20 protein-coding genes and 1 pseudogene are annotated in these 23337 nt (G+C 63.7%); 5 read left to right on the forward strand and 16 right to left on the reverse strand.

Going from position 1 to position 23337, the window contains the following annotated elements; genetic code table 11:
- Positions 1 to 45: 45 nt before the first annotated feature.
- The 8 genes from WIN67_RS03445 to cpaB are packed head-to-tail and all read right to left on the reverse strand — an operon-like array spanning position 46 to position 7512.
- A complete protein-coding gene (locus tag WIN67_RS03445; protein ID WP_102881936.1) occupies positions 46 to 312 on the reverse strand; it encodes a DUF3613 domain-containing protein in 267 nt (88 codons plus the stop codon).
- A 1-nt stretch (position 313) separates the two neighbouring features.
- Positions 314 to 1048, reverse strand: a complete 735-nt coding sequence (locus tag WIN67_RS03450) for a tetratricopeptide repeat protein (RefSeq protein ID WP_339070636.1) — start codon at positions 1046 to 1048, stop codon at positions 314 to 316.
- A gap of 10 nt (positions 1049 to 1058) precedes the next feature.
- The gene (locus WIN67_RS03455; RefSeq protein ID WP_102863012.1) at positions 1059 to 1943 is read right to left on the reverse strand and encodes a type II secretion system F family protein; all 885 of its coding nucleotides are present in this window, start codon (positions 1941 to 1943) and stop codon (positions 1059 to 1061) included.
- A 1-nt stretch (position 1944) separates the two neighbouring features.
- On the reverse strand, positions 1945 to 2826 hold the full coding sequence (locus WIN67_RS03460) for a type II secretion system F family protein (RefSeq protein WP_267269321.1): 882 nt from the start codon (positions 2824 to 2826) through the stop codon (positions 1945 to 1947).
- Between the two features lie 16 nt (positions 2827 to 2842).
- Entirely contained in the window at positions 2843 to 4123 is a 1281-nt protein-coding gene (locus WIN67_RS03465) for a CpaF family protein (protein WP_102863014.1), read from the reverse strand.
- Positions 4120 to 5307 (reverse strand): AAA family ATPase, encoded by a 1188-nt coding sequence (locus WIN67_RS03470; RefSeq protein ID WP_110595493.1) that lies wholly within the window; start codon positions 5305 to 5307, stop codon positions 4120 to 4122. The genes WIN67_RS03465 and WIN67_RS03470 overlap by 4 nt, the downstream gene beginning before the upstream one ends.
- Entirely contained in the window at positions 5304 to 6557 is a 1254-nt protein-coding gene (locus tag WIN67_RS03475; protein WP_123391192.1) for a type II and III secretion system protein family protein, read from the reverse strand. Before WIN67_RS03475 ends, WIN67_RS03470 begins: the two co-directional genes overlap by 4 nt.
- 19 nt (positions 6558 to 6576) lie before the next feature.
- Positions 6577 to 7512, reverse strand: coding sequence for a Flp pilus assembly protein CpaB (gene cpaB / locus WIN67_RS03480; RefSeq protein ID WP_102881932.1), 936 nt, complete (start codon positions 7510 to 7512; stop codon positions 6577 to 6579).
- Between the two features lie 329 nt (positions 7513 to 7841).
- Here cpaB and WIN67_RS03485 point away from each other — a divergent pair, with 329 nt between their 5' ends.
- Entirely contained in the window at positions 7842 to 8048 is a 207-nt protein-coding gene (locus tag WIN67_RS03485; protein WP_102863018.1) for a Flp family type IVb pilin, read from the forward strand.
- Between the two features lie 187 nt (positions 8049 to 8235).
- Positions 8236 to 8649: a response regulator gene (locus tag WIN67_RS03490; RefSeq protein WP_306399059.1), complete on the forward strand. Its 414-nt coding sequence runs from the start codon at positions 8236 to 8238 to the stop codon at positions 8647 to 8649.
- A 74-nt stretch (positions 8650 to 8723) separates the two neighbouring features.
- Here WIN67_RS03490 and WIN67_RS03495 read toward each other — a convergent pair whose 3' ends face one another.
- Both WIN67_RS03495 and WIN67_RS03500 read right to left on the reverse strand, forming a co-directional pair.
- Entirely contained in the window at positions 8724 to 10400 is a 1677-nt protein-coding gene (locus tag WIN67_RS03495; RefSeq protein ID WP_339070639.1) for a ShlB/FhaC/HecB family hemolysin secretion/activation protein, read from the reverse strand.
- A gap of 192 nt (positions 10401 to 10592) precedes the next feature.
- Entirely contained in the window at positions 10593 to 12281 is a 1689-nt protein-coding gene (locus tag WIN67_RS03500; RefSeq protein WP_339070640.1) for a collagen-like triple helix repeat-containing protein, read from the reverse strand.
- A 420-nt stretch (positions 12282 to 12701) separates the two neighbouring features.
- On the opposite strand from WIN67_RS03500, the gene WIN67_RS03505 reads away from it, so the two are divergent.
- Positions 12702 to 13151 carry a DMT family transporter gene (locus WIN67_RS03505; protein WP_339070641.1) on the forward strand — a complete coding sequence of 150 codons (450 nt, stop codon included), beginning with the start codon at positions 12702 to 12704 and terminating at the stop codon, positions 13149 to 13151.
- A gap of 7 nt (positions 13152 to 13158) precedes the next feature.
- Here the strand turns inward: WIN67_RS03505 and WIN67_RS03510 are convergent, their stop codons facing one another.
- Together WIN67_RS03510 and WIN67_RS03515 are read right to left on the reverse strand one after the other, a co-directional pair.
- Entirely contained in the window at positions 13159 to 14013 is an 855-nt protein-coding gene (locus WIN67_RS03510; RefSeq protein ID WP_102881926.1) for a MaoC family dehydratase, read from the reverse strand.
- Positions 14014 to 14015: 2 nt separating this feature from the next.
- Entirely contained in the window at positions 14016 to 15368 is a 1353-nt protein-coding gene (locus WIN67_RS03515; protein WP_339070642.1) for a 3-oxoacyl-ACP reductase, read from the reverse strand.
- 133 nt (positions 15369 to 15501) lie between these two features.
- Between WIN67_RS03515 and WIN67_RS03520 the strand changes: the two genes are divergently transcribed.
- Positions 15502 to 16779, forward strand: a complete 1278-nt coding sequence (locus tag WIN67_RS03520; protein ID WP_339070643.1) for an acetyl-CoA C-acetyltransferase — start codon at positions 15502 to 15504, stop codon at positions 16777 to 16779.
- Between the two features lie 84 nt (positions 16780 to 16863).
- Here the strand turns inward: WIN67_RS03520 and WIN67_RS31030 are convergent, their stop codons facing one another.
- Together WIN67_RS31030 and WIN67_RS31035 are read right to left on the reverse strand one after the other, a co-directional pair.
- Positions 16864 to 17631, reverse strand: a complete 768-nt coding sequence (locus WIN67_RS31030; RefSeq protein ID WP_371826197.1) for a methyl-accepting chemotaxis protein — start codon at positions 17629 to 17631, stop codon at positions 16864 to 16866.
- A gap of 90 nt (positions 17632 to 17721) precedes the next feature.
- Positions 17722 to 18810, reverse strand: a pseudogene (locus WIN67_RS31035) (cache domain-containing sensor histidine kinase); the annotation flags it as partial.
- Positions 18811 to 19266: 456 nt separating this feature from the next.
- Here WIN67_RS31035 and WIN67_RS03530 point away from each other — a divergent pair.
- A complete protein-coding gene (locus WIN67_RS03530) occupies positions 19267 to 20163 on the forward strand; it encodes a PA4780 family RIO1-like protein kinase (RefSeq protein ID WP_102863027.1) in 897 nt (298 codons plus the stop codon).
- 252 nt (positions 20164 to 20415) lie between these two features.
- Here the strand turns inward: WIN67_RS03530 and cueR are convergent, their stop codons facing one another.
- Together cueR and WIN67_RS03540 are read right to left on the reverse strand one after the other, a co-directional pair.
- Positions 20416 to 20820 carry a Cu(I)-responsive transcriptional regulator gene (gene cueR / locus WIN67_RS03535; protein ID WP_060837378.1) on the reverse strand — a complete coding sequence of 135 codons (405 nt, stop codon included), beginning with the start codon at positions 20818 to 20820 and terminating at the stop codon, positions 20416 to 20418.
- On the reverse strand, positions 20817 to 23213 hold the full coding sequence (locus WIN67_RS03540; protein WP_110595501.1) for a heavy metal translocating P-type ATPase: 2397 nt from the start codon (positions 23211 to 23213) through the stop codon (positions 20817 to 20819). Before WIN67_RS03540 ends, cueR begins: the two co-directional genes overlap by 4 nt.
- Positions 23214 to 23337 lie beyond the last annotated feature (124 nt).

Raw genomic sequence — 23337 nt, forward strand, 5'->3', positions numbered from 1 at the left:
GCATGGCGGCGGTGATGAGCTCACCGCCGCTCGATTCCCTCCTGGCTACTTGGTTTCCACCTTGCCACCGGCATCCGGGTCGTACAGGTCCGGAATTTCGTAGTGGTATTTTTTCAACCAGCGCTGCAACGCCAGCTCACGTTCCGTGGGGGTCGCCGACTGTGGCTGCGGCGAGGCGGCCAGGTTGCGGCTTTGCAACAGCAGCCAGCCTTCGGTCTCCTGCTGCTGGGGCGAGGCGGGGCCTGCATCGATGGCTTGGGCAGCCAGAGGCATCGTCAGCAGGGCGGTGCAGCAGAGCATGGGCAGTTTCATTTCAGCGCTCCTTGGACGGCGTGGCCTCGGGCTGCAGGGTCGTGGAACCCTTCGCCACCTTGGGCACGGAGGCCGTGGTTGTCGCGGGTTTCCCCAGCGCCTCGGCGCGGGCCTGGGCCTGGGAAAATTGCTGGGGATTCAGGTTGGCCTGGCTGACCACTTCGGCGGCCTGCTTCCAGTTGTCCTGATAAAGCAACAGGGTCACCAGGTTGATGGCCGCCAGCGGCTCGGACTGCTTGAGCTCGATGGCGGTGAGGAATTCGAAGCGTGCATCTTCGATGCGCAACTGGTTGAGGTAGACGACCCCCAGGTCGTTGCGGATTTTTTCATTGGTCGGTGCCAGTCGCGCCGCCCTTTGCAGGTGAGCCTGAGCCTGGCCGTTGTCCCCCCGGGCCGCCGCCAATTGGCCCAGGCCATGCTCGCCCTCGGCGGCCAGGCAGGAGCCCAGCAGGCTGCGGTACAGCGGCTCGGCCTCATTACGGCCCAGCAGGCGGTAGACCCGGGCCTTGCGCACCCGCACTTCGGCGAGGTTGTCCGGCAGGTTCTGCAGGTTGGCCAGGCTGGCGTGCAGCTTGCCGTCGTTGGCCATCTCATCGGCGAGGTTCACCGCCAGCTCCTGCTCTGAGCTGAGCTTGGCACAACTGGCGGATTGGGTCAGGGCTGCCCACGGCACCTGGCCGTTGCTGGCGCATCCGCCGAGCAGCAACAAACTGGTGGCGACAATCATGGCTTTCATCAAATTCCCTCTAGGCAGCAAAGGCCCGGGCGATGGCGGTGAAGCCCGGCCCGGCCAGCACGATCAACAAGGCGGGGAAGAGAAACAGCATCATCACCACCGACATTTTGGCCGACATTTTCGATATGTATTCCTGCAGGCGAGTCAGGCGCCGGTCGTCGAGCAACTGCTTGAGGGCCTGCAGGGATTTCATCGCCCCGCCGCCTTGCAGTACCAGTTGCTGGAGAATCACACAGGTGTCGGTGAATTCGTCCACCGCCAGCAGGGTCGCGGTCTGGCTGAGCTCCTGGCCCAGCTCCAGGCCCGAATCGACCCGTGCCAGGATCAGGCGCAACTCGTGGGTCAGTTCCGGCAGCAGCTTCCCGGCTTCGTTGCTCAGGACCCGCAGGGCCTGTTCCACGGCCATGCCCGACTCGAACAGAATGCGCAGCAAGGGAATGAAGGTCGAAATCTCCAGGGCGATCTGCTTCTGCCGGCGGTGAGCGGCGTAGGCCAGGGCGCGCTTGGGCAGCAGATAACCGGCCCCGGCCGCCAGCATCGGTACCAGCCATTTGCTTTGCGCGTTGGGGAATGCCACTTCCTGGACAAAGATCACCAGGCACACCGCCAGCACCGGGGTCGCGATCTGGCTGGCGGCGAACAGCGAGCGCTGGCTGGCGCGACGCCAGCCCAGACGGTTGAGCAGGGTCTGGGTCTCGCTGTCCATGCTGACGGCGCGCTGGCCGAAGCGGCTGTCGCCCAACTGTCGCAGCCAACTGCCCAGGCGGTTGTCACGGGTCAGGTTGCCTTGCAGGCGCTGGGCAACCTGGCGCTCGCGCCGGCGTTGCTCCAGCACGCCGTTGCCAAGCAGCAGCAAGGCACCTAAAAACAGCATCGCAGCGGCCAGCAGAAGCATTTCAGATACTCCTCAACATGCGCCACAGGGCCAGGCAGCCGAAGATCTGCAAGCACACGGCAGTGATCAGCATTTTCTGTCCGGAAGGGTCGTGCCACATGCCCAGCATGTAGCCCGGGTTGGTGAGCATGAAGTAGCCCACCAGCAGCAGCGGCAGGGTTCCCAGGACCCAGGCGGTCATGCGGGTTTCGCCGGTCATCGCGCTCAGTTGTCGGGCCCCTTGTTCCCGCTCGCGAATCAGCTTGATCAGGTTTTCCAGGAGCTCGCTGGCGTTGCCGCCATATCGGTGATTGACCTTAAGGCCCAGGGCGAACATGCGTAACTCGTCCTGTTCGTAGAACTCGGCGAAATCGTTGACCGCGTCCGGCAGATTGACCCCCAGTTGCACGTTGCGCTGGATACGCCCCATGGCTTGTTTCAGCGGATCGTTACTGGCCTCGATGGCTCCCAGCACGGCGTCTGCCAGGGTGCGTCCGGACTTCAGGCTGCGCACGCTGTGATCCAGCAAGGGCGGCAGTTGCTCGATCATGCGTTTGAGCCGGCGCTGGTACAGCCAGGCGATATACAGCCGCAACAGCAGCGGTGGGCCGAAGAGGCAGCCCAGCAGTCCGAGCCAGTTCCCCAGCAGGTAGCCCAACAACATCAGCACAGCCCACACCGCCAGCCACAGGCCCAGGCGCTCACTGGGCTGGCCCAGGCCGGCGCGGGCAAAGGCGCGCTCCAGGCCGATCCATGGACTGCGTTGCGGGCTCAGCTCGGGTTGCCCTTCGGCCAGCCGGTTGAGCACTCGCTCACGCTCGGTCTTGCGCACACCGTGGTAGAACAGCCAGCCGGAAAGCCCCAGCAGAATCAGGCAGATCAAGGTAAGCAGCAGGCCGATCATGGGCTACCTCGCCGGTTCAATTGACGCTCAGCCCGCTCTCGCGGCGCAGTTTGTCCCCCGCCGGGTGCAGCGCCTCGCGCAGGAAACCGAAGCCAAAGCCGCTGCGGCGATCCAGGCGGAACAGGGTGTTGGTGACATAGATGTCATCGCGAATGCCCACCACCTCCACCACTTCGCTGACGCAGCGCCGGCCATCGGGCAGGCGGGTCAACTGGATCACCACATCCAGGGCCGCGCAGATCATCTGCCGCAAGGTGCGCTCGGCGATCTGGCGACCGGTCAGGCCCACCAGGGTCTCCAGGCGCAACAGGGCATCCTGAGCGTTGTTGGCGTGTACCGTACTCATGGAACCATCGTGGCCGGTGTTCATCGCGGTCAGTACATCCAGTACTTCCACGCCGCGGATCTCACCGAGGATGATCCGATCCGGGCGCATCCGCAGGGCGTTGCGGATCAGGTCGCTGGCCTTGACCTCGCCATGGCCCTCGGCATTGGGCGGGCGGGTTTCCAGACGCACCACATGGGGGTGCCCCAGTTGCAGTTCGGCCACGTCTTCGATGGTCACCAGCCGTTCGTGGGGATTGATCAACTGGCTGAGGATGTTCAGCAGGGTGGTCTTGCCGGTACCGGTGCCGCCGCTGATCAGGATGTTGCAGCGTTTGCCCACGGCCTCCTGGAGGAACTCGAAGATCGCCAGGTCGATGGTCTGCATGGCGATCAGGTCGCTGCTCTTGAGCATGTCCTTGCGAAATTTACGAATCGACAGGCAGGGGCCGTCCAGGGCGATGGGAGGAATGATGGCGTTGACCCGGCTGCCGTCCGGCAGGCGCGCATCGACCATCGGCGAGGACTCGTCGAGGCGTCGGCCCAAGGGGGCAAGGATCCGTTGCATGACCCGCTCAACATGGTGGGCGTCGATGAAACGCAGGTCGCTCTGGTGCAGCACGCCGTCGCGCTCGACGAATACCCGGTGCGGGCCGTTGACCAGGATCTCGGTCACCGCCGGATCGCGCAGCAGCACTTCCAGGGGGCCGAAGCCGGTCAGCTCATCGACGATTTCCTCCGCCAGCCGTTCCATTTCGTAGCGGGAAATCGCCAGGTGCATGCGCGCGATGTACTCCGCCACTTTGTCGGTGACGAACTGCGAGAGGTTCTGCCGGGAGCTTTCCAGCAGGTTTTTCCCCGAGTCTTCGATGGCATCGATGATGTAGCGATGCAGCACCAGCTTCAGGCCTTCGTGATCGCTATTGCCCGGTGCCGGACGAGCCGGGGCGCCAAAGAGTTTTTCGCCGCTCATCTGCCCCCCATGATTCTGTTGAGCCAGCCGGCCTTGGGCTTGGTCAGGCCTTCGGAGCGCTTGGCCAGGCGTTCGCCCAAGGTGCGAATGCTTTGGGTCAGGCTCTCCCGGGGGGCCATTTCAAACAGGGTGACTCCCTGGTTCTTGGCGTTCAGGCGCACCTCCGGGCTGTAGGCCAGCACCGCGATCACTTCCAGGCCGAAAGTCTTGCCCAGGGTTTCGGAATCCGGAGTGACGGCGCGCAGGTAGCGGTCCACCAGCAAGCGTGCGTGCTCCAGTTTCATGCCCTTTTCGCGCCAGTGATTGAGGACCGCCAGGTTGCGCCGGCAGTCGAGGACATTCTGGTCGGTGCACCAGATCAGCTTGTCGCAATGACTGACGAAGGTCCGCAGAGCCTCGCTGTCGGGCTGGCCAACAAGGTTCACCACGATGTGCTGGAAGTGCTGGCGCAAGGCGCTGAGCAACATGTACAGCTCGGCGGCACTGGTGTGTTCCAGGGGCTCGTCGTGACTGGCGTAGGCGAGGATGCGCAAGCCGGCTTCAGTGCTGGTGAAGGCGCTGTCGATCAGGGTGGTATCCAGGCGCCGCAGGTGGCGCAGGGCATCGCCGAAGTGGAACGAACTTTCCAGCCCCAACAGTGCCAGGCTGTCGCCACGGGGCAGGCCGAGGTCCAGCAGCAGAGTCTGCTGGCCACTCTTTTGCACCACCAGGGCCAGGTGCCCGGACAGGAGTGCGCCGTCGCTATCGGCTTGCGCGCCGTAGAGCACGGTCAGGCCGCCCATCTGGGTGTTGGGCGTCACTGCCGGCAGGCGTTTGCTCAAACGTCGGACCAGACCGGCAACTTCGCTGGAACGCGAGCCGTAGGCGACGAAGTCCCGGGCGCCGGCACGCATGGCGTTGAGGACCAACTGGTTGTCCATGCCATCGCCGAGGGCGACGATCGCCAGCATCGGCTTGGCTTCCAGGGCCCCTTCGATCAGTGCGGCCTGGGCCACCACATGCTCGCGGTCGAGGCCGACGAACACCAGGTTGGCGAAAGTCACGTCCACCAGCGCCAGCAACTCGTCGAGGCTGCCATCGGCCCCTACCACCTGGCCCAGGGGCGCCAGGGCGCCTTGCAGCCATTCAAGATCGGTGCTGTTGCGGGTGATGGCCAGGAACGTCTGGCTCATGTTCTGGCTCATTGCGATAGCCCGCTGCGCTTGTCGAAGTTGCCGTTCTCGAGGAAGAACATGCGATAGAAGTTCGGGTCGTAGCTGCGCAGGCGTTCACCGGGCAAGGCCGGCAGCTTGGCATCGGCGGCCAGGGGCTGGACCAGATGCGGAGTGACCACCATCAGCAGCTCGCGCTCTTCGCGATTGATCGTCGAGTCGCGGAAAAAGGCCCCCAGTACCGGGATGTCCCCCAACCCGGGAAACTTGCTCACCAGGGAACTGTTGCGGGTGCTGATCAGGCCGCTGATGACGAAGCTCTCGCCATCGGCCAGGGAGATGCTGGTGTCCGTGCGTCGTACGATCAGCGCCGGTACTACGGTCCCGGCGATGGTCACGCCGTTGCTGTAGTCCAGCTCACTGACCTCCGGCGCCACTTTCAGCGAAATGCGACCGCTGTCGACAATGGTGGGGGTCAGGGTCAGGCGGATACCGAATTCCTTGTATTCGATGGTCACGCTGTTGCTAGCGGTGCTGGGCACCGGAATAGGGATTTCGCCACCGGCCAGGAAGCTTGCGCTCTGGCCGCTGAGGGCCACCAGGGAGGGCCGGGCCAGGGTGTAGGCGAAGCCGCTGCCTTCCAGGGCGTTGATCAGGGTCAGTACCCGGCCATTGCCGAAGCCGATGTTGAAGGTGCCGTTGTCCAGGGGGATGTTGGTCCGCCGGCCACCGAAGGTCGGGGTGACGCTGCCGGCGGTGCCGGTGGTGACGGGAGCGGTGCCAGGGGAGCCGAACAGGAAGTTGTTTCCGCGGCCGAAGATCGAGGCACTGGCCTCCTTGAGCTTGGTGCGGCTGACCTCGACGAAGCGGATGTCGGTCTGTACCTGGCTGGGCAGCAACGGATCGTCGCTGATTGGCAAGCGGCTGGCGGTCATGTCGGCAGTGGCCCGGCCGCGGACGAACACCATGCTCTGGCGTGGAGTGCTGGAGCAGGAGGTCCAGACCATCAGGCTGGTGGCGCCGGGAGCCATGCCGGTGAGCAGAAAGGCCTTGTTGCCGTTGGCGTGGACATCGGCGACTTTCGGATCGCCTACCGCCAAGCGAGTGATGACCACCGGGGACTGCAGCTCCTGTTGCAAACCTTCGCCGACTTCCAGCACGGCCGGCAACGGCGCCAGGCTCGAGCAGCCCGACATTGGCGCGGCCATGGCCGGGTTCCAGAGCCATTGGCCCAGACTCAGCGTCAGCAGTGTGGTGAACAGCGGCATGGAACGACTGCGCATGTCATGCATCCTTGCTCGATCAGGGGGTTTGTTGAGAGACCTGGTTGCCCCGGATGACCTCCACCGCCGAGCGTGGTCCGCCACCTTGGGCGAGCGGGCTACGGGGAGCTTTGCCGAGGGCCAGTTGAGTGAACTGGAACAGGTTGCTGTTGGCTGCATCGAGGTGGCCGATGGCGTCCTCATTGCCGGCCCAGTAGTGGGCCAGGCGCTGCTCATCGCTGCTGCGCACGGCCAGTCGCAGCACGCCGACCTGGGTGGCGAGCATCAACCGGCTCAAGAGCTGCTCGGGTACGGCCAGAACCACCGTGCGGGCGGCGATCCGGCGCTGGTCCTGCTTGAGCTTCTCCTCGCGGGTCACCGCTGGGGCGGCGGGCTGTCCGTCATTGGTCAGTCCCAGTTGCTCGCCCACTGCCAATACCCGCATGGCGGGCACGGCGATCTGTGCCGATTGCTGTGGATTGGTCGTGTCCTGACGCAGGAACAACAGCACGTCGACATAGTCCCCGGGGCTCAGTTGCCCGGCGGCGCCGATGACTTCATCCACCGCTACCGCCAGGGCTCGCTCATCGCTGCGAATCATTCGTGCCAGGGTGCCACCGGTCTCGAAGCTCTGGGCGTTGAGCCAGGTGCCGGCACTCAGTTGTCGCCAGGGCGTACGGCCCACCGCCTGGTCAATGGCACTGAGGCTGCCGGCAGGCGCGGTGCGCAGTTTTTCCAGCGCCAGATCCGCGGCGGTGAGCGGAACGAAAGGCGGCACATCGCGCACCAGTACCACCACGGGTTGGCGGGTCTGGTCTTCGGCATTGCTGGTGACTTGTTCGACGACGCGGGGGGCCACCGGTTGAGCCGGTGGTGCCGGTTCGGGTTGACGGCTGAGGACCAGGCCCCAGTAACCGAAAAACACCGCACCCAGCAGCAGAAGTCCAGCCAGACCCATGGTGACGCGACTGTTCATGAAGGCTCTCCCTATCCTGCTGCACCACCAGCCCGTGATTCCAAACGAGTTAATTTCGCAATCAGGCAGCTATGAACATGCAACTATTTCGCTATGTGAAGGTAGTAGAGCTAGGACGAAATGCCATTAAGTCGTCGAAAAATAGCGAACAAAAGTATGAGTTGATTCAATGGGGCGAGTTTTTTGGCGCCAACCATCCGATTAATACTTTGTGATTAATCAGTTCTTACAGTTGCTGGGCCGGGCTTTGTTGACAATGCTCAGGTGGCACCGGGGAATTTTGCCCAGTGCTGTTCCAGTGGCGCCGTCTGGCGCAAAGGAGAGCTAGGATGATTCTTCAATATTTGTTGCTCAGGGCGCGCCTGTTTTTTGACCGCACCGAAGGCGCATCCGCGATCGAGTACGCGATTGTCGTAGCGATGGTGGCAGTGGTGGTCGTAGCGTTCGTTACCCCTCTGGGTGATCGTGTACTGGCCATCTTCAACAACATCCTGACCAGCCTTGGAGGCGACGCCGTCACCCGGCCTGACCCTTGATCAGCGGAGTGGCCCAGGTGAGCAGCCGCTGGGCAGCGCTTTCGACAGACCTTCAAGCTACCCCCGGTTCCGTGCAGGCCTTCGGTTTTCTAGAACCGAAGGCCTGTTTGCGGTTACGCCACCGGTAGCCTGATGTTCGATGGCTGCGTTCAACCACGGGCGTGACGCTCACTCCAGGGTACTGTCCATGACCTTCCCTCAACCTACACGTCAGCAATTGCTGCTGGTGGACGACGAAGAAGATGCGCTAATGGAACTCGCCGAGCTGCTGGAAGGCGAGGGCTTTTGCTGCTTTACCGCCACCTCGGTGAAATGTGCTCTGGAACACCTCACCCAGCATCCGGACATTGCCCTGGTGATCACTGACCTGCGCATGCCGGAAGAGGGTGGCCTGTCGCTGATCAAGCGTCTGCGCGAGCACACCTCGCGCCAGCACTTGCCGGTGATCGTCATGTCGGGGCACGCCGACATGGATGACGTCAGTGACCTGTTGCGTCTGCAGGTCCTGGATCTGTTCCGCAAGCCGATCTATTACGTGCGCCTGCTGGAAACCCTCAATAATCTGTTTCCCCAACCCCGGCTGCATGTCGTCGGTCCTTGACCTTCAGGCTTGCTCGGTCTTTTTTACCGGCAAAAAAAGACCCGCTGGGGAGCAGGTCAAAATCACCCAACTGTTCAGAGTTGATAGCTGAAACTCAAGGTATAGCGCGGACGGCGGTTGTAGGTGTCCAGGGCTTCATCGGACATGGGCTTGGCGGCCTCCAGGGCGATGTTGTAGTGCTTGGTGTCGCCGAAGCGCAGACCCACAGCCGCCGATGACAGGTTGCTGCCCTTGACCGGCAACTGGTTGAACCAGGTCTTGGAGCGGTCCAGCACGACATAGGGTTGCAGTACCCGGACCCAAGGCCCCTCGCGACGGAAGCTGTAGTTCACCTCATAAGCCACACCCCAACCCTTGTCACCGGTGGCCTGGTCATCGGGATAACCCCGCGCGAAGTTCTGTCCGCCAAAACTGGCCCGTTCACTGTCTGGCAGATTGTCATCGCTCCAGTACAGGGCTGCGGAAAGCACCCCCTGCCAATTGTCGAAGAGACGGTCGCTCTGTACTCCCGCCACACGCAGGCGGAAGAAATCCAGATCGTAGAGTGCGTTGTTGGTCTTGGCTCCCATGCTGTCCAGGCCCTGGTAGAGACCGGCGCTGAGGATTCGCAGTTGGCGCTGATCGGATTTGCTCCAGTCGCTCTCCAGCGCCAGGGCGCGGATATCGGTTTTCTCTTCCAGGGTCAGGGGGGCGTTGTTCAGCCGATAGCGGGTCTTGTCGTTCACTGCATACAGGCGTGTACCGGCGGTGAGCATCTCATTGGGCGAGGCGATGAAGGGGTGGCTGACGCCGATGGAGAAACGGTCGTTTGCGCGATGGGGCTCAAGCTCCAGGCCATTGCCCAATTGCACGTTGCTTCGCGGATCACTGCGGTAGCGCGCACCGTAGAGGCTCAACTGCGTGCCCTCGGAACCCAGCAACTGGCTGTAGTCCAGGCGGTAGTAGTGTTCCTTGTCCTTGCCCGGGGGAAACAGTCCGCTGAGGCTCAGCTGTTCGCCCCAGGCCGTTTGCGAGCTGCTGGTAATACCCACCAGGGCCTGCAGACCTTTGCGATTGTCGTCGGTGCTGTTGAGGGTGGTGCTGATGGATTTGCGGCTGGCCACGGCGACCAATTGGGTCGCACCGTCGGTGGTTCCCGGTGGTGGCACCACCGCTTGCAGGGTCACGCCCGGTACCCGGCTCATCAGAGTGGTATAGCGCTCGAAGGTCTTGCGGGTCAGCGGGCGTTCGGCCTTTAGCTTGCTCACCAGCTTGTCCAGATAGGCGGACACCGGGCCGATGTCGCCCTGTAGCTGGTAGTCCCTGATATAGCCCTCCACCAGCACCACCCGCAGGACACCCTGGTTGAAGTTCTGCTGCGGCATGAAGGCGTAGGACAGCAGGTAGCCGTCGTTCTGGTAGCGTCGGGTGATCTCTCGGGTGGTTTCGATCAATTGAGCGAAGCTGGTTTCATGGCCGATCAATGGCTGGTAGATCGCCGCCAACTGCTCAAGAGGGTAGACCGTGCCACCCTCGATCTGGACCTGACGCACCGTAACCTTGGTGCCCATCATCAGCGGCTGCTGCCCTTGGGGGGCGACGGGTTGCTCAGGCGTCTGCAACTGCGGTGTAGCCGGGCGGTAGGCGTCCACTGGCAGGTTGGGTTGGGGCAGGTTGGTAATGCTGTCGTTACTGTTGAGAAAACGGGGAAGGGAGTCGGCGTAAGCGGAGGTACAGCATCCAATCAACAACAAACTGGCCAACGTGCGCATAGGACACTCCATGGTCAAGCCGCAGCGATGCTAAAAGTCCTCATTCCATGCACCGTTCAAGGTCTGAGCCCTGATCAGGTGCTGGAGGGTGATGCTCTGGATAAACAAAAAGGCGAGAGATTCATCTGAACCTCTCGCCCTCAACCAAGCGTAGGCGCTGCAGGTGAGGCCGTCGAATCGGCCAGGTGCAAATTATTTCTGGCCGCCCAGGGCGCCGGTCAAACCACCCAGCACACCACCCAGGCCACCGTTGAGACCTGCTCCTGTAGAAGCGCTGCCGCTGGCGCTGGCTCCGACGCCGATCCCGACTCCGACCCCACCGAGCAGACCGCCGCTGGGGGCAGTGCCGCCGTTGACCAGACCGCCGACCGAGGCCACGGTGCTGCCCACTGCGCCGAGGGTGCCGCCCAGGGCGCCGCCGACCTGATTGCCGCCTATGCCACCGGCAACAGTGGTACCCACATTGCTCACAGCCCCGCCCGCTTGGCCCAGCAGACCGCTGACCTGGCCACCCAGGCCGCCGGCTGCGCCCACTTGCTGGGTCAGACCGGTGACGGAGCTGGTGACCGGATTCAACGCCGAACCCAGGTTCGCGCCGACACTGGCCAGGGGCGCGGTGACTACCAGGTTGGGAGTGCCTGGGCCGCCCAGGGCTCCGCCCACCGAGGCAACCAGGCCGCCCACCGCAGTGCCGGCGGCGCTCACTGCGCTGACCGTGCCATTGGTGTTGCCGGTATTGATGCCGTTGCCGAGGTTGGCCACTGCACCGCCTGCGACTTCCAGCATGCCCGTGCCGCTCAGACCAGTACCACCGCCAGTGCTTCCGGATGTGCCGACGTAGCCGCTTGCACTGTTTATGGCGCCGCTGGCGTTGCTCAGGGTATTGCCCAACAGGTGGGTCACAGGGTTGCCATTACCGATATCGCTGACCTTATCGCCGGTATTACCCACAGCATCGGTCATGCCTTTGATCAGTCCCCTGACCGGTGCGCCCAGGCCGGTGGTGCTACCCACCTTGCCGGTCAGGCCTTCTGTCATGCTCACTACCGGTACCAGTACCTTGTCACCCACGCCATCGCTCAGGGTGCCTACTGGGCCGCTACTGGTGACGGTACTCAAGGTGTTGCCCAGCATGGTCACCCGGGTGCCGACACCGCTGAGTACCGGGGCCACCCTGGTCACCACGCCACCGACGACCGGAACGCTTTGGGTGGTCGTCGCCAGTTGCCCGCTGAGATCCTTGACTCCGGTGCCCACATCGCCGACCACGTTGCCGACGGTGGCCGTGGTCTTGCTCAGGGCCTTGGGATCGCTCCCCAGTTTGCCAAGGCCGTTGGTCAAGCCCTCACCAACGCTGTCCACCACATTACCGGTAGTGTTGACGGCACTGCGGGCCAGGCTGCCGACCACTGGAACGGTTGCCAGAGAGTCGCCCAGGTCGCTGATGCCGTCGCCGACATCGCTTACGGTAGTGCCCACGCCGGCCACCACGTCGGCGGTCACCAGGGTGCTGGTCGTGCCACCGGTGCCTCCGCCGGTACCACCGCCCGTTCCGCCACCGGTGCCTCCGCCGGTACCACCGCCCGTTCCGCCACCGGTGCCTCCGCCGGTACCACCGCCCGTTCCGCCACCGGTGCCTCCGCCGGTACCACCGCCCGTTCCGCCACCGGTGCCTCCGCCGGTACCACCGCCCGTTCCGCCACCGGTGCCTCCGTCAGTACCACCACCCGTTCCGCCACCAGTGCCACCGTCAGCATTGGTTGGAGATGAACTGCTCGAACCACTCTTATGACCACCACCGCCGCCGCTGCAGCCCGCCAGGCTGAGGGTCAGGATCATCGCCAGTGCTGTACACGCTTTCCATCCGAATTGAGTTTTCATGAGAGGTATCCCTTGCACCTATTACAACGTTCGTTGTTTTCGATAGCTCTCCAGTTCTATTGCTGGAGATACCTTCGTCCGTTGTCTACATGAAAGGCGCGAGAGACTTTTTGAACAATTATGAACTTGGTATTAATGAGTTTTATTCTTGGTTTTCTACTGCTTTAAAAGTGACTAGTTTGAAAGTATTGTTTGTGAAGTTTGTGTTTTATAAGTTGTTATTAATCAATATCTTGTATCTCTGTCTGGAGCGACTGCTCGTGAGCTCTAAACGAAAGTTATATATATACAATTAATGGGATCTATTTTGTTTTCTGCTCAAGAGAACGGCAGTTTTCTAAGATTCTGTTAATGGGTGTCGAGGACTTTCAAATCTGCGCTGGCCTATACTGCGCGGCCGAATTGCTGTTGGAGCCTGTGATGCCTATTCCAATCTGGTGGCTGTTGTGCCTGCCGTTTTTCGCTGGGGCCTTTCTGGCCCTGCAAGCCGGAATCAATGGTCAGTTGGCCAAGCAGGTCGGCGGTGTGCTGGCCGCAGCACTGATTTCCTTTTTTGTCGGTACTGCAGCCTTGTTGATCCTGGTGTTGATGCAGCGTGAGATGCCCTCGTTGAGTGCCCTCAAGGGCCTGACCTGGTGGCACTGGTGTGGCGGCTTGCTGGGGGTCTTTTTCATTACCACCGCAGCTTTTGCCGGGCCACGGATCGGCGCCTTGCTGTTCATGGCTCTGGTGCTGGCGGGTCAGTTGAGCATGGCCCTGGCCCTGGACCACTTTGGTTGGGTGGGCTTTCGCGAGGCGCCGGTGAGCCTCGGCAAGATTGCCGGATTGCTGCTGATCGTCGCCGGTGTAGTGCTTATTCGCCGTGGTTGATGACGTCTCAGGCGATGGGCTGCCAGCGACCCTGCATATGTTGCAGATCGCCATTGCCCAGTAGCTGGAGTTCGCCACTGGACCCTGCAGCGCTGGCCAGCAAGCGGACGGTTCCGGGCAGCAGCACGGGCTTGATGAAATGCACCGACACTTCGATATTCGCGGCCGGCAGGTGCTCGCTCAGTGCTGCCAGGGTCATGGCCTTGTTCCACAGACCGTGGGCTATGGCCTGGGGAAAGCCAAACAGGCGGGCACTCCAGGCACTGAGGTGGATAGGGTTGTAGTCACCAGAGACCCTGGCGTAGCGCCGGCCGATATTGCTTTCGGCCTGCCAGCGGCTCACCTCGTTCAGGCCTTCGCCCAATGCTGGAAGCGGCGCGGCAGGTTCTCCGGGCAACTTGACTGTGCGACAGAGCATCTGGCTTTCGGCTTCCCAGAGCGGCCCCAGCAGATCGTCCACGGTGGTCACCAGATCGAACACCGCCCCCTTGGCGTGAGGTTGCAGGTTGTCCACCCGGACGCCGATGCGCACGCTACTGACGTTGCCCATGGGGCGCAACACTCGAATCCGGTTGGCCAGATGGACCAGCCCCAGCAACGGGAAGGGGAAGTTCTGGGCGGTCAGCAGCTGCATTTGCAGGGCGAAGGCCAGCACATGGGGATAGGTAGCGGGAAGCAGGCCGTTGTCGGCAAAACCGCAGACCTTGCGATAGGCCGCCAGCCGTTTGGGCTCCAGGCTGATCCAGCAGCGCAGGCCATCTTCGGGCAACTCGGTGCCATTGCTCCGCCGTCTCAGCGCCGCCTTGAGAAACAGCGGCGGCAAGAGCGCAGGCAGGTTCAGTTCATGCCAGTGCGTTGTCATCTTCAGGCTCCCAGGACACTTTGGCCACACACCCGCAAGGCTTGCCCGCTGACCGCGCCACTGCCCGGCTGGCCGAGCCAGGCCACGGCCTCGGCGACGTCCTGAGGCAGGCCGCCCTGGCCCAGGGAACTCATGCGGCGTCCGGCTTCGCGCAAGGCGAAGGGCACCTTGGCGGTCATCTGGGTCTCGATGAAGCCTGGCGCCACGGCGTTGATGCTGATGTCCCGGGCCTTGAGCAGCGGTGCCCAGGCCTGGGCCAGGCCGATCAGCCCGGCCTTGCTGGCGGCGTAGTTGGTCTGCCCGCGGTTGCCGGCAATGCCGCTGATGGAGGCCAACAGGATCACGCGTCCGTGATCGTGCAGCCGGCCGCTGTCCAGCAGGGCCTGGGTCAGTACCTGCGGGGCGTTGAGGTTCACCGCCAGCACGGCGTCCCAGAACTCGGCGGTCATGTTGGCCAGGGTCTTGTCCCGGGTGATCCCGGCGTTGTGCACCAGAATGTCGATGCCCTCGGGCAGTTGTTCGAGCAACTGGGCCGGGGCGTCCTCGGCGCAGATATCCAGGCCGATGGCGCGTGCGCCGAGACGGGCCGCCAGAGCGTCCAGGTCGGCCTTGGCCTGGGGCACATCCAGCAACAGTACCTGGGCCCCGTCCCGGGCCAGGGTTTCGGCGATGGCCGCGCCAATGCCCCGGGCCGCGCCGGTGACCAGGGCCTTGCGCCCGGCCAGCGGCCGGCTCCAGTCCTGGACCTGACTGGCGCAGGGCTGCAAGTGGATCACCTGCCCGGAAACATAGGCGCTCTTGGGCGAGAGAAAGAATCGCAGGGCGCCTTCCAACTGCTCTTCGGCGCCCTCGGCCACGTACAGCAGTTGCAGGGTGGCGCCGTTGCGCAGCTCCTTGGCCAGGGAGCGACTGAAGCCTTCCAGGGCACGCTGGGCGCTGGCGGCAAAGGGCTCTGCCAGGGTGTGCGGAGCACGTCCGAGGATCAGCAGATGGGCGCTGGACTCAAGGCTGCGCAGCAGCGGCTGGAAGAACTCCCGCAGTTGCTTGAGCTGATCGGTATGCCGCAGTTCGCTGGCATCGAAGAGCACGGCCTTGAGCTTGGGCCCATGGCCGGGAATCCAGGGCGTGGCCAGGGTTGGGTCGGTGCCGTAGCTGTAGACCGAATCGGTCAGGCGCGGTGCCAGGGCGCTCACCTGTTGGGCCATGGCGCCGCCGCCGATCAACAGAGCGCCTTCGATGGGTCGCAGGCGGCCGGCCTGCCAGCGCTCCAGACGTACCGGTGACGGCAGGCCAAGGGCCCCGACCAGGCGCTGGCCGATGGACGAATTGGCGAAGTCGATATAACGGTCGGACATGGAACGCACTCCGCAGGCTGGGGTTCAAAGTGTGGACCACGAATGGCCCCGAGTCGTTCGATCTGCGAGAAGCCTCCTACGCTAGTGGGAGAGGTACTCACCGAAGTCGCACTCATAGAATAGGGAGCTTTCCATGACACAGCTGCGTCGCGTCGCGATTATCGGCGGTAACCGCATTCCCTTCGCCCGCTCCAACGGCCCGTATGCCACGGCCAGCAACCAGGCCATGCTCACGGCCGCCCTGGAGGGCCTGATCGAGCGTTACCAGCTCCACGGCCTGCGCCTTGGCGAAGTGGCGGCGGGGGCGGTGCTCAAGCATTCGCGGGACTTCAACCTGACCCGGGAGTGCGTACTGGGTTCGCGGCTGTCGCCCACCACCCCGGCTTACGACATCCAGCAAGCCTGTGGCACCGGCCTGGAAGCGGCCTTGCTGGTGGCCAACAAGATTGCCCTGGGGCAGATCGACTGCGGCATCGCCGGTGGCGTCGACACCACCTCGGATGCGCCGATCGGGGTCAACGAGGGGCTGCGGCAGATCCTGTTGCAGGCCAATCGGGCCAAGACTACCGGCGACAAGCTGAAGATCCTGCTGCAGTTGCGGCCCCATCACCTCAAGCCGGAACTGCCGCGCAACGGTGAGCCACGCACCGGCCTGTCCATGGGCGAACACTGCGAACAGATGGCTAAGACCTGGAACATTCCCCGTGGCGAGCAGGACCAACTGGCCCTGGAGAGCCACCAGAAGATGGCCGCCGCCTATGCCGAAGGCTGGCACGACGACCTGCTCACCCCCTTCCTCGGCCTGACCCGGGACAACAACCTGCGCCCGGACCTGACCCTGGAAAAACTCGCCAGCCTCAAGCCCGCCTTCGATCGCAGTGCCGCGGGCACCCTCACCGCGGGCAATTCCACGCCTCTGACCGATGGCGCCTCCCTGGTGTTGCTGGGCAGTGAGCAATGGGCCCAGGAGCGCGGCCTGCCGATCCTCGCCTACCTGCGCGACGGTGAGGCTGGCGCGGTGGATTTCATCAAAGGAGCCGAAGGCCTGCTGATGGCCCCGGTGTATGCCGTGCCGCGCTTGCTGGCGCGCAACGGGCTGAGCCTGCAGGACTTTGATTATTACGAGATCCACGAAGCCTTTGCCGCCCAGGTGCTGTGCACCCTCAAGGCCTGGGAGGACGCGGATTACTGCAAGACCCGCCTGGGCCTCGACGCGCCTCTGGGCCGCATCGATCGCGCCCGGCTTAACGTCAAAGGCAGCTCCCTGGCGGCGGGGCACCCGTTTGCCGCCACCGGCGGGCGCATTGTCGCCAACCTGGCGAAGTTGTTGAGTGTGGCAGGGCAGGGGCGCGGGCTGATTTCGATCTGTGCGGCGGGTGGGCAGGGTGTGACGGCGATCATCGAACGCTGAGGTTCGTGGCATTCGCCGGCAAGCCGGTTCCTACAGAGAAGTGCCTCCAAATCCGTAGGAGCCGGCTTGCCGGCGAAAGGGGCCTCAAGTCTTGAAGCGCCGTACCAGGCTGTCCAGCTCATTGGACAGCCCCGCCAAGTTCTGGGAGTCCAGGCGTGCCGCGTTGGCCAGTTCCGCCACCCGTTGCGCATCGCCATGGATCTGGCTGATGTGCCGGTTGATGTCTTCCGCCACTTGATGCTGCTCCTCGGCGGCGGTGGCGATCTGAGTGTTCATGTCGCGGATCACGTCCACCGACTCGCGGATCTGTCCGAAACTGTTGCGCGCCAGGCCTATGCGGTTCACCGACTGTTGGGACACTTCCAGGCTGGCGTGCATCTGCTGGGTCACGGCGCTGGTGCGCTTGGCCAGGTTGCCCAGCAGCCCGTCGATCTCGGCGGTGGAATCGGCGGTGCGCTTGGCCAGGGCGCGGACTTCGTCGGCCACCACGGCAAAACCGCGCCCCTGCTCTCCGGCCCGGGCGGCCTCGATGGCGGCGTTGAGGGCCAGCAGGTTGGTCTGTTCGGCGATGGAGCGGATGGTGCCGAGGATCGACTGGATGTCGTTGCTGTCGCGTTCCAGTTGCTGCATCGATTGCGCCGACTGCTCGATCTCCTGGCTCAGGCGGTCGACGCTGTGCACCGCGTCGTCGATCTGCTGCTGGCCTTCCTGGGCCTGACGCTGGCCACTGTCTGCCGATTCGGCGGCCTGGCTGCAGGAGCGAGCCACTTCGTTGGCCGTGGCTACCATTTCGTGGAAGGCCGTGGACACCATGTCCACCGCTTCGCGCTGGCGTCCGGCGGCTTCGGCCATGTCGTTGGAAACTTGGGTCGAGGAATGGGAGGTGGCGAGAATCTTCTGTGCCGCCTGGCCGATGTGCTGGATCAGGCTGCGGATCGCCGCGAGGAACTGGTTGAACCAGTTGGCCAGTTGCGCGGTTTCATCGCTGCCACGGATATTCAGGTTGCGGGTCAGGTCGCCTTCACCCTGGGCGATGCCTTCCAGGCCGCTGGCGACACTGCGGATCGGCCGCACGATGAGGCTGGCGAAGCTGGCTCCGAATACCGCGAACAACACGGCCAGGACCCCGGCGATCACGGCGATGATCCAGGTCAGCTGGGTGGCCGAGCCCATGACTTCGTTCTGCTTGATCAGGCCGATGAAGGTCCAGCCCAGTTGTTCGGAAGGCCAGACGTTGGCCATGTAGTGTTCGCCGCCCAGTTCCACTTGCACCAGGCCCTTGCCGGTCTTGGCCAGTTGCGCGTAACCCTCGCCGAGGCTGTCCAGGGCCTTGAAGTTATGCTCCGGCTGCTTGGGGTCCACCAGCACCGTGCCGTTGTTTTCCATCAGCATCAGGTAGCCGGACTCGCCCAGCTTGATCTGCTTGACGATTTCGGTGAGCTGCTTGAGCGACACATCGACCGCGACCACGCCGCCTTGGGGGCCCAACTGGTTGGCCAGGGAGCGCACGGTACTGACCAGCACCGCATCGTCCGGGGCCCAGTAGTACGCATCGGTGCGCAGGGTCTTGCCCGGGCTGGCCAGCGCGGCCTTGTACCAGGGGCGCACGCGAGGGTCGTAGTTGGCCAGCTTCAGGTCGGCGGGCCAGGAGACGTAACCGCCGTTGCTCACGCCATAGGACACATAGGCATAGGCGGGGTGGCTGGCGGCCATGGCGGCGAACAGTTCGAAGATGCGTTTGTCCTGCTCGCCTTCTGGAATCTTGGCGGCATCGGCGCTCATCCAGGTCTTGAGATCGCCGCCGGCCTGGGTCAGCAAGGGTTGGGCTGCCAGGTAGTCGATGTTCTGGCTGATGCCTTCGAAGAACAGCTGCATGGCATTGGCCACTTGGCGGATCTCGCGGCCGCTGCCGTCGACAAAGGTGTTTTGCGCTTCGCTGCGCAGGTTGATCACCACCAGCGTGGCCACCAGCACCACGGGCAGGCAGGCAATGGCGGCGAAGGCCCAGGTGAGTTTCTGTTTGATATTCATCCGCGCTCCAGATTTTCTTGTATGACCACGAAGTGCAGGCGACTCGCGGATTATTGGCAGCTTGAAAGATGGCGCTGATTGCAGTCCCTGAGGCAGAAGTCGAGCAGGCAGCGATCGAACCTTGGCCGGCGGCTGACGTCTTTATTGGATTGTCGGACAAAATCCCTTTGTCTCTGATGACTTCGGCTGGGACGGCGGAAAATTGAGTCGCGCAGAGAAAAAACCTCCTTGAAGACGCCAAGGGCGTGCGACGGATGGCGGCAATCTCTCAAGCCATGGCGGACGTTGTTCGCTGGCCACTCGGCTATGATCTTCGGCGGCAGCGCTTCAGGGATCTGGCACATTGAGTGCATTGCTGTCGTCCGGCGCTCGGCAGCCCTTTCCCGTGGTGGGAGGATTGCCGTATAACGAGTGACTTTCGCGTGTTTGGTAACAAGGGACCCCCAATAAAAGCTGATGAAGACTCCAAAACGCATTGAACCCCTGATCGAAGACGGTCTGGTAGACGAGGTGCTGCGCCCACTCATGAGTGGTAAAGAGGCAGCTGTGTATGTGGTGCGCTGCGGTAACGAGCTACGTTGCGCCAAGGTCTACAAGGAGGCGAACAAACGCAGTTTCCGTCAGGCGGCGGAATATCAGGAGGGGCGCAAGGTTCGCAACAGCCGACAGGCGCGGGCCATGGCCAAGGGCTCCAAGTTCGGTCGCAAGGAAACCGAGGACGCCTGGCAGAACGCCGAAGTGGCGGCCTTGTTCCGTCTGGCCAATGCCGGGGTGCGGGTGCCCAAGCCGTTCGACTTTCTCGAAGGCGTGTTGCTGATGGAGCTGGTGGCCGACGAGTACGGCGACGCGGCGCCGCGGCTCAACGATGTGGTGCTGGAACCGGACCAGGCTCGTGAATATCACGCCTTCCTGATTTCCCAGATCGTGCTGATGTTGTGTACCGGGCTGGTGCACGGTGACCTGTCCGAGTTCAACGTGCTGCTGACGCCGGACGGTCCGGTGATCATCGACCTGCCCCAGGCGGTGGACGCGGCGGGGAACAACCACGCGTTCAGCATGCTGGAGCGGGACGTGGGCAACATGGCGTCCTACTTCGGGCGTTTTGCCCCGGAGCTCAAGCACACCCGTTATGCCAAGGAAATGTGGGCCTTGTACGAGGCTGGCACCTTGCATCCGGGCAGTGTGCTGACCGGCGAGTTCGACGACCCCGAAGAACTGGCGGATGTTGGCAGCGTGATCCGCGAGATCGAAGCGGCACGTCTCGACGAGGAGCGCCGGCAGGCAGTGCGGGCGGCGGACGATGCGCCGCCAGGCAAATCCGAAGAACCACCGCCTCCGCCCTGGATGCAGTGATGGAATAAAAAAATCCGGCCTTGGCCGGATTTTTTATGCCTGCAAACTACCTGGCACCTTGGCACCTTGGCACCTGGCACCTGGCACCTGGCACCTTGTAGCCGCTGCCGCAGGCTGCGCACGGCCCGAAGGGACGCGAGGATCTTGAGGGCGCTGAAATTTTGCAAGGGATCGCCAAGCAAGGCCCTGCGGGCCTTTTCGCAGCCTCGCCAGGGCTCGGCAGCGGCTACAGAGATCGCTTCTTGCAAATACTCAGGACCCGCAACAACTGCCCGAAGCCAGTTCCTTGAGGATCGGGCAGTCCGGGCGATGGTCGCCGTGGCAGTGCTCCACCAGGTCCTGCAGGGTGTCGCGCAGCCCGGCCAGTTCGCGGATCTTCTGGTTGAGCTCATCGATGTGCTGGCGCGCCAGGGCCTTTACATCGGCGCTGGCTCGCTGCCGGTCCTGCCACAGGGTCAGCAGCTTGCCCACTTCTTCCAGGGAAAAGCCCAGATCGCGAGAGCGCTTGATGAAGGCCAGGCTGTGCAGGTCTTCGTCGCCGTACAGGCGATAGCCGCTGTCGCTGCGATGGGCCGGCTTGAGCAGGCCGATGGACTCGTAGTAACGGATCATCTTGGCGCTCAGGCCGCTCTTGCGCGCCGCTTGGCCGATGTTCATTCGGCGTTCTCCAGGTCTTTGGGTTTCCAGGTTTTCAACAGTAGCGCATTGCTCACCACGCTGACGCTGGACAGGGCCATGGCCGCCCCGGCCAGCACCGGGTTGAGCAGGCCGAAGGCGGCCAGGGGAATGCCGATCAGGTTGTAGACGAAGGCCCAGAACAGGTTCTGGCGGATTTTCGCGTAGGTCTTGCGGCTGATCTCCAGGGCCGCGGGGATCAGTCGTGGATCGCCGCGCATCAGGGTGATGCCGGCCGCGTGCATGGCCACGTCGGTGCCGCCGCCCATGGCAATGCCGATGTCGGCCGCCGCCAGGGCCGGGGCGTCGTTGATGCCGTCGCCGACCATGGCCACCACGCCGGTCTTTTTCAGTGCTGTCACCGTGGCGGCCTTGTCCGCCGGCAGTACTTCGGCGTGCACATCGTCGATGCCCAGGGCGTCGGCCACGACCTTGGCGCTGCCACGGTTGTCGCCGGTCAGCAGGTGGCTGCTGATATGCCGCGCGCGCAGTTGCTGCACCGCCTGCAAGGCGCCGGGCTTGAGGGTGTCGCCAAAGGCGAACAGGCCCAGTACCCGGGATTGCGGGCTCTGCTCGATCAGCCAGGACAGGGTCCGGCCCTCGTGTTCCCAGTCTTTGGCTGCCTGGGCCAGGCTGCCCGGGGTCAGGCCGCTTTCTTCCAGCAGGCGGCGGTTGCCCAGGGCCAGTTGGCGGCCGTCCAGGGTGCCGGCGATGCCGCGTCCGGTCAGGGACTGGCTGGCGCTGACATCGGCCACCGGCAGTTGGCGTTCCTGGCACAGGTCCAGCACCGCCTTGGCCAGGGGATGCTCACTGCCGCGCTGCAGGGCACCGGCCAGTTGCAGCACGCTGTTGTCGTCGCCTTCCAGGGCCTGCATATGGGCGATGCGTGGCGTACCGGAAGTCAGGGTGCCGGTCTTGTCGAAAACCACCGAGCTGACTTCATGGGCTCGTTCCAGGGCTTCGGCGTCCTTGATCAGGATGCCGTGGCGGGCGGCCACGCCGGTGCCGGCCATGATCGCGGTGGGCGTGGCCAGGCCCAGGGCGCAAGGGCAGGCGATCACCAGCACGGCGACGGCGTTGATCACTGCGGTTTCCAGGGGCGCGCCATACAGCCACCAGCCCACCAGGGTGATCAGCGCCAGCACCAGCACGGTGGGCACGAACACCTGGCTGACCTTGTCCACCAGCTTCTGGATCGGTGCCTTGCCGGCCTGGGCGTCTTCCACCAGGCGAATGATCCGTGCCAGCACGGTTTCCGCGCCGAGGGCCAGGGTGCGTACCAGCAGGCGGCCTTCGCCGTTGATGGCGCCGCCGGTGACTTTATCCCCGGGCTGCTTGGGCACCGGCAGGCTTTCACCACTGATCAGCGCTTCGTCGGCATGGCTCTGGCCTTCGATGACTTCGCCGTCCACCGGAAAGCGCTCGCCGGGTTTGACCAGCACCAGGTCGTTCAGGCGCAGGGCGCTGATGGCGACTTCCTGCTCGCGCCCATCGATGACCTGGATTGCCCGCTCGGGGCGCAGGGCTTCCAGCGCGCGGATGGCGCTGGCGGTCTGGCGCTTGGCGCGGCTTTCCAGGTACTTGCCCAGCAGCACCAGAGCGATCACCACCGCCGAGGCTTCGAAGTACAGGTGCGGCATGCTGCCGGCGGCGGCCGTGGCCCATTCATACAGGCTCAGGCCATAACCGGCGCTGGTGCCCAGGGCCACCAGCAGGTCCATGTTGCCGCTGCCGGCGCGCACGGCTTTCCAGGCGGCGACATAAAAGCGTGCGCCGAAGATGAACTGCACCGGAGTGGCCAGGGCGAACTGGGCCCAGGCCGGGAGCATCCAGTGCAGGCCAAAGGGTTGCACCAGCATCGGCAGCACCAGGGGCAGGGCCAGGAGGATCGCCAGGACCAGGCTCCAGCGTTCGCGGCGCAGGTTCTGCTGCTGGTCGTTGCCGTGCTTGTGCTCGGCCTGCCACAGGCTGGCTGAGTAGCCGGCCTGGGTCACGGCATTGATCAGCAGCGTTGGGTCGGCCTGGCCCAGCAGTTCGACGTGGGCGCGCTCGGTGGCCAGGTTGACGCTGGCGCTGCGGACCCCGGGAAGTTTGTTCAAGGCGCGTTCTACGCGTCCGGCACAGGTGGCGCAGGTCATGCCGCCGATGGTCAATTCAATGGACTGCACCGGCACGCTGTAACCGGCATTTTCCACCGCTTCCAGCAGGGCCGGCAGACTGTCCCCGGGGGCTTCGATCCGGGCCTGTTCCGTGGCGAGGTTGACGCTGACCGCGCGTATACCGGCGACCTTGGCCAAGGCACGCTCCACACGACCGGCGCAACTGGCGCAGGTCATGCCGGCAATCGGCAGGTCGAAGGTGGTTGATTCAGGCATGGCTGACACTCCCTGTAAATGTTGCCCACAGGATCAACCTTGCCATGCAGGCAAGGTCAAGCGGGCATTGCCAGGGTGCTTCATTTTGTCCCAGGGGGGAGCAGGAGCACGCCTTGCGCTGCAG

The organism is Pseudomonas idahonensis, assembly GCF_037903935.1.
In the GTDB taxonomy this organism is placed as follows: domain Bacteria; phylum Pseudomonadota; class Gammaproteobacteria; order Pseudomonadales; family Pseudomonadaceae; genus Aquipseudomonas; species Aquipseudomonas danubii.

Excerpts from the sequence above, each read along its gene's own strand:
- WIN67_RS03445 (WP_102881936.1), bottom strand. The coding sequence starts at position 312 with ATGAAACTGCCCATGCTCTGCTGCACCGCCCTGCTGACGATGCCTCTG.
- WIN67_RS03520 (WP_339070643.1), top strand. The coding sequence starts at position 15,502 with ATGACACAGCTGCGTCGCGTCGCGATTATCGGCGGTAACCGCATTCCC.
- WIN67_RS03495 (WP_339070639.1), bottom strand. The coding sequence starts at position 10,400 with ATGCGCACGTTGGCCAGTTTGTTGTTGATTGGATGCTGTACCTCCGCT.
- WIN67_RS03465 (WP_102863014.1), bottom strand. The coding sequence starts at position 4,123 with ATGAGCGGCGAAAAACTCTTTGGCGCCCCGGCTCGTCCGGCACCGGGC.
- WIN67_RS03530 (WP_102863027.1), top strand. The coding sequence starts at position 19,267 with ATGAAGACTCCAAAACGCATTGAACCCCTGATCGAAGACGGTCTGGTA.
- WIN67_RS31030 (WP_371826197.1), bottom strand. The coding sequence starts at position 17,631 with ATGGCCGAAGCCGCCGGACGCCAGCGCGAAGCGGTGGACATGGTGTCC.
- cueR (WP_060837378.1), bottom strand. The coding sequence starts at position 20,820 with ATGAACATCGGCCAAGCGGCGCGCAAGAGCGGCCTGAGCGCCAAGATG.
- WIN67_RS03515 (WP_339070642.1), bottom strand. The coding sequence starts at position 15,368 with ATGTCCGACCGTTATATCGACTTCGCCAATTCGTCCATCGGCCAGCGC.
- WIN67_RS03470 (WP_110595493.1), bottom strand. The coding sequence starts at position 5,307 with ATGAGCCAGAACATGAGCCAGACGTTCCTGGCCATCACCCGCAACAGC.
- WIN67_RS03505 (WP_339070641.1), top strand. The coding sequence starts at position 12,702 with ATGCCTATTCCAATCTGGTGGCTGTTGTGCCTGCCGTTTTTCGCTGGG.
- WIN67_RS03460 (WP_267269321.1), bottom strand. The coding sequence starts at position 2,826 with ATGATCGGCCTGCTGCTTACCTTGATCTGCCTGATTCTGCTGGGGCTT.
- WIN67_RS03455 (WP_102863012.1), bottom strand. The coding sequence starts at position 1,943 with ATGCTTCTGCTGGCCGCTGCGATGCTGTTTTTAGGTGCCTTGCTGCTG.
- WIN67_RS03450 (WP_339070636.1), bottom strand. The coding sequence starts at position 1,048 with ATGAAAGCCATGATTGTCGCCACCAGTTTGTTGCTGCTCGGCGGATGC.
- WIN67_RS03540 (WP_110595501.1), bottom strand. The coding sequence starts at position 23,213 with ATGCCTGAATCAACCACCTTCGACCTGCCGATTGCCGGCATGACCTGC.
- WIN67_RS03510 (WP_102881926.1), bottom strand. The coding sequence starts at position 14,013 with ATGACAACGCACTGGCATGAACTGAACCTGCCTGCGCTCTTGCCGCCG.
- WIN67_RS03475 (WP_123391192.1), bottom strand. The coding sequence starts at position 6,557 with ATGCGCAGTCGTTCCATGCCGCTGTTCACCACACTGCTGACGCTGAGT.
- WIN67_RS03490 (WP_306399059.1), top strand. The coding sequence starts at position 8,236 with ATGACCTTCCCTCAACCTACACGTCAGCAATTGCTGCTGGTGGACGAC.
- cpaB (WP_102881932.1), bottom strand. The coding sequence starts at position 7,512 with ATGAACAGTCGCGTCACCATGGGTCTGGCTGGACTTCTGCTGCTGGGT.
- WIN67_RS03485 (WP_102863018.1), top strand. The coding sequence starts at position 7,842 with ATGATTCTTCAATATTTGTTGCTCAGGGCGCGCCTGTTTTTTGACCGC.
- WIN67_RS03500 (WP_339070640.1), bottom strand. The coding sequence starts at position 12,281 with ATGAAAACTCAATTCGGATGGAAAGCGTGTACAGCACTGGCGATGATC.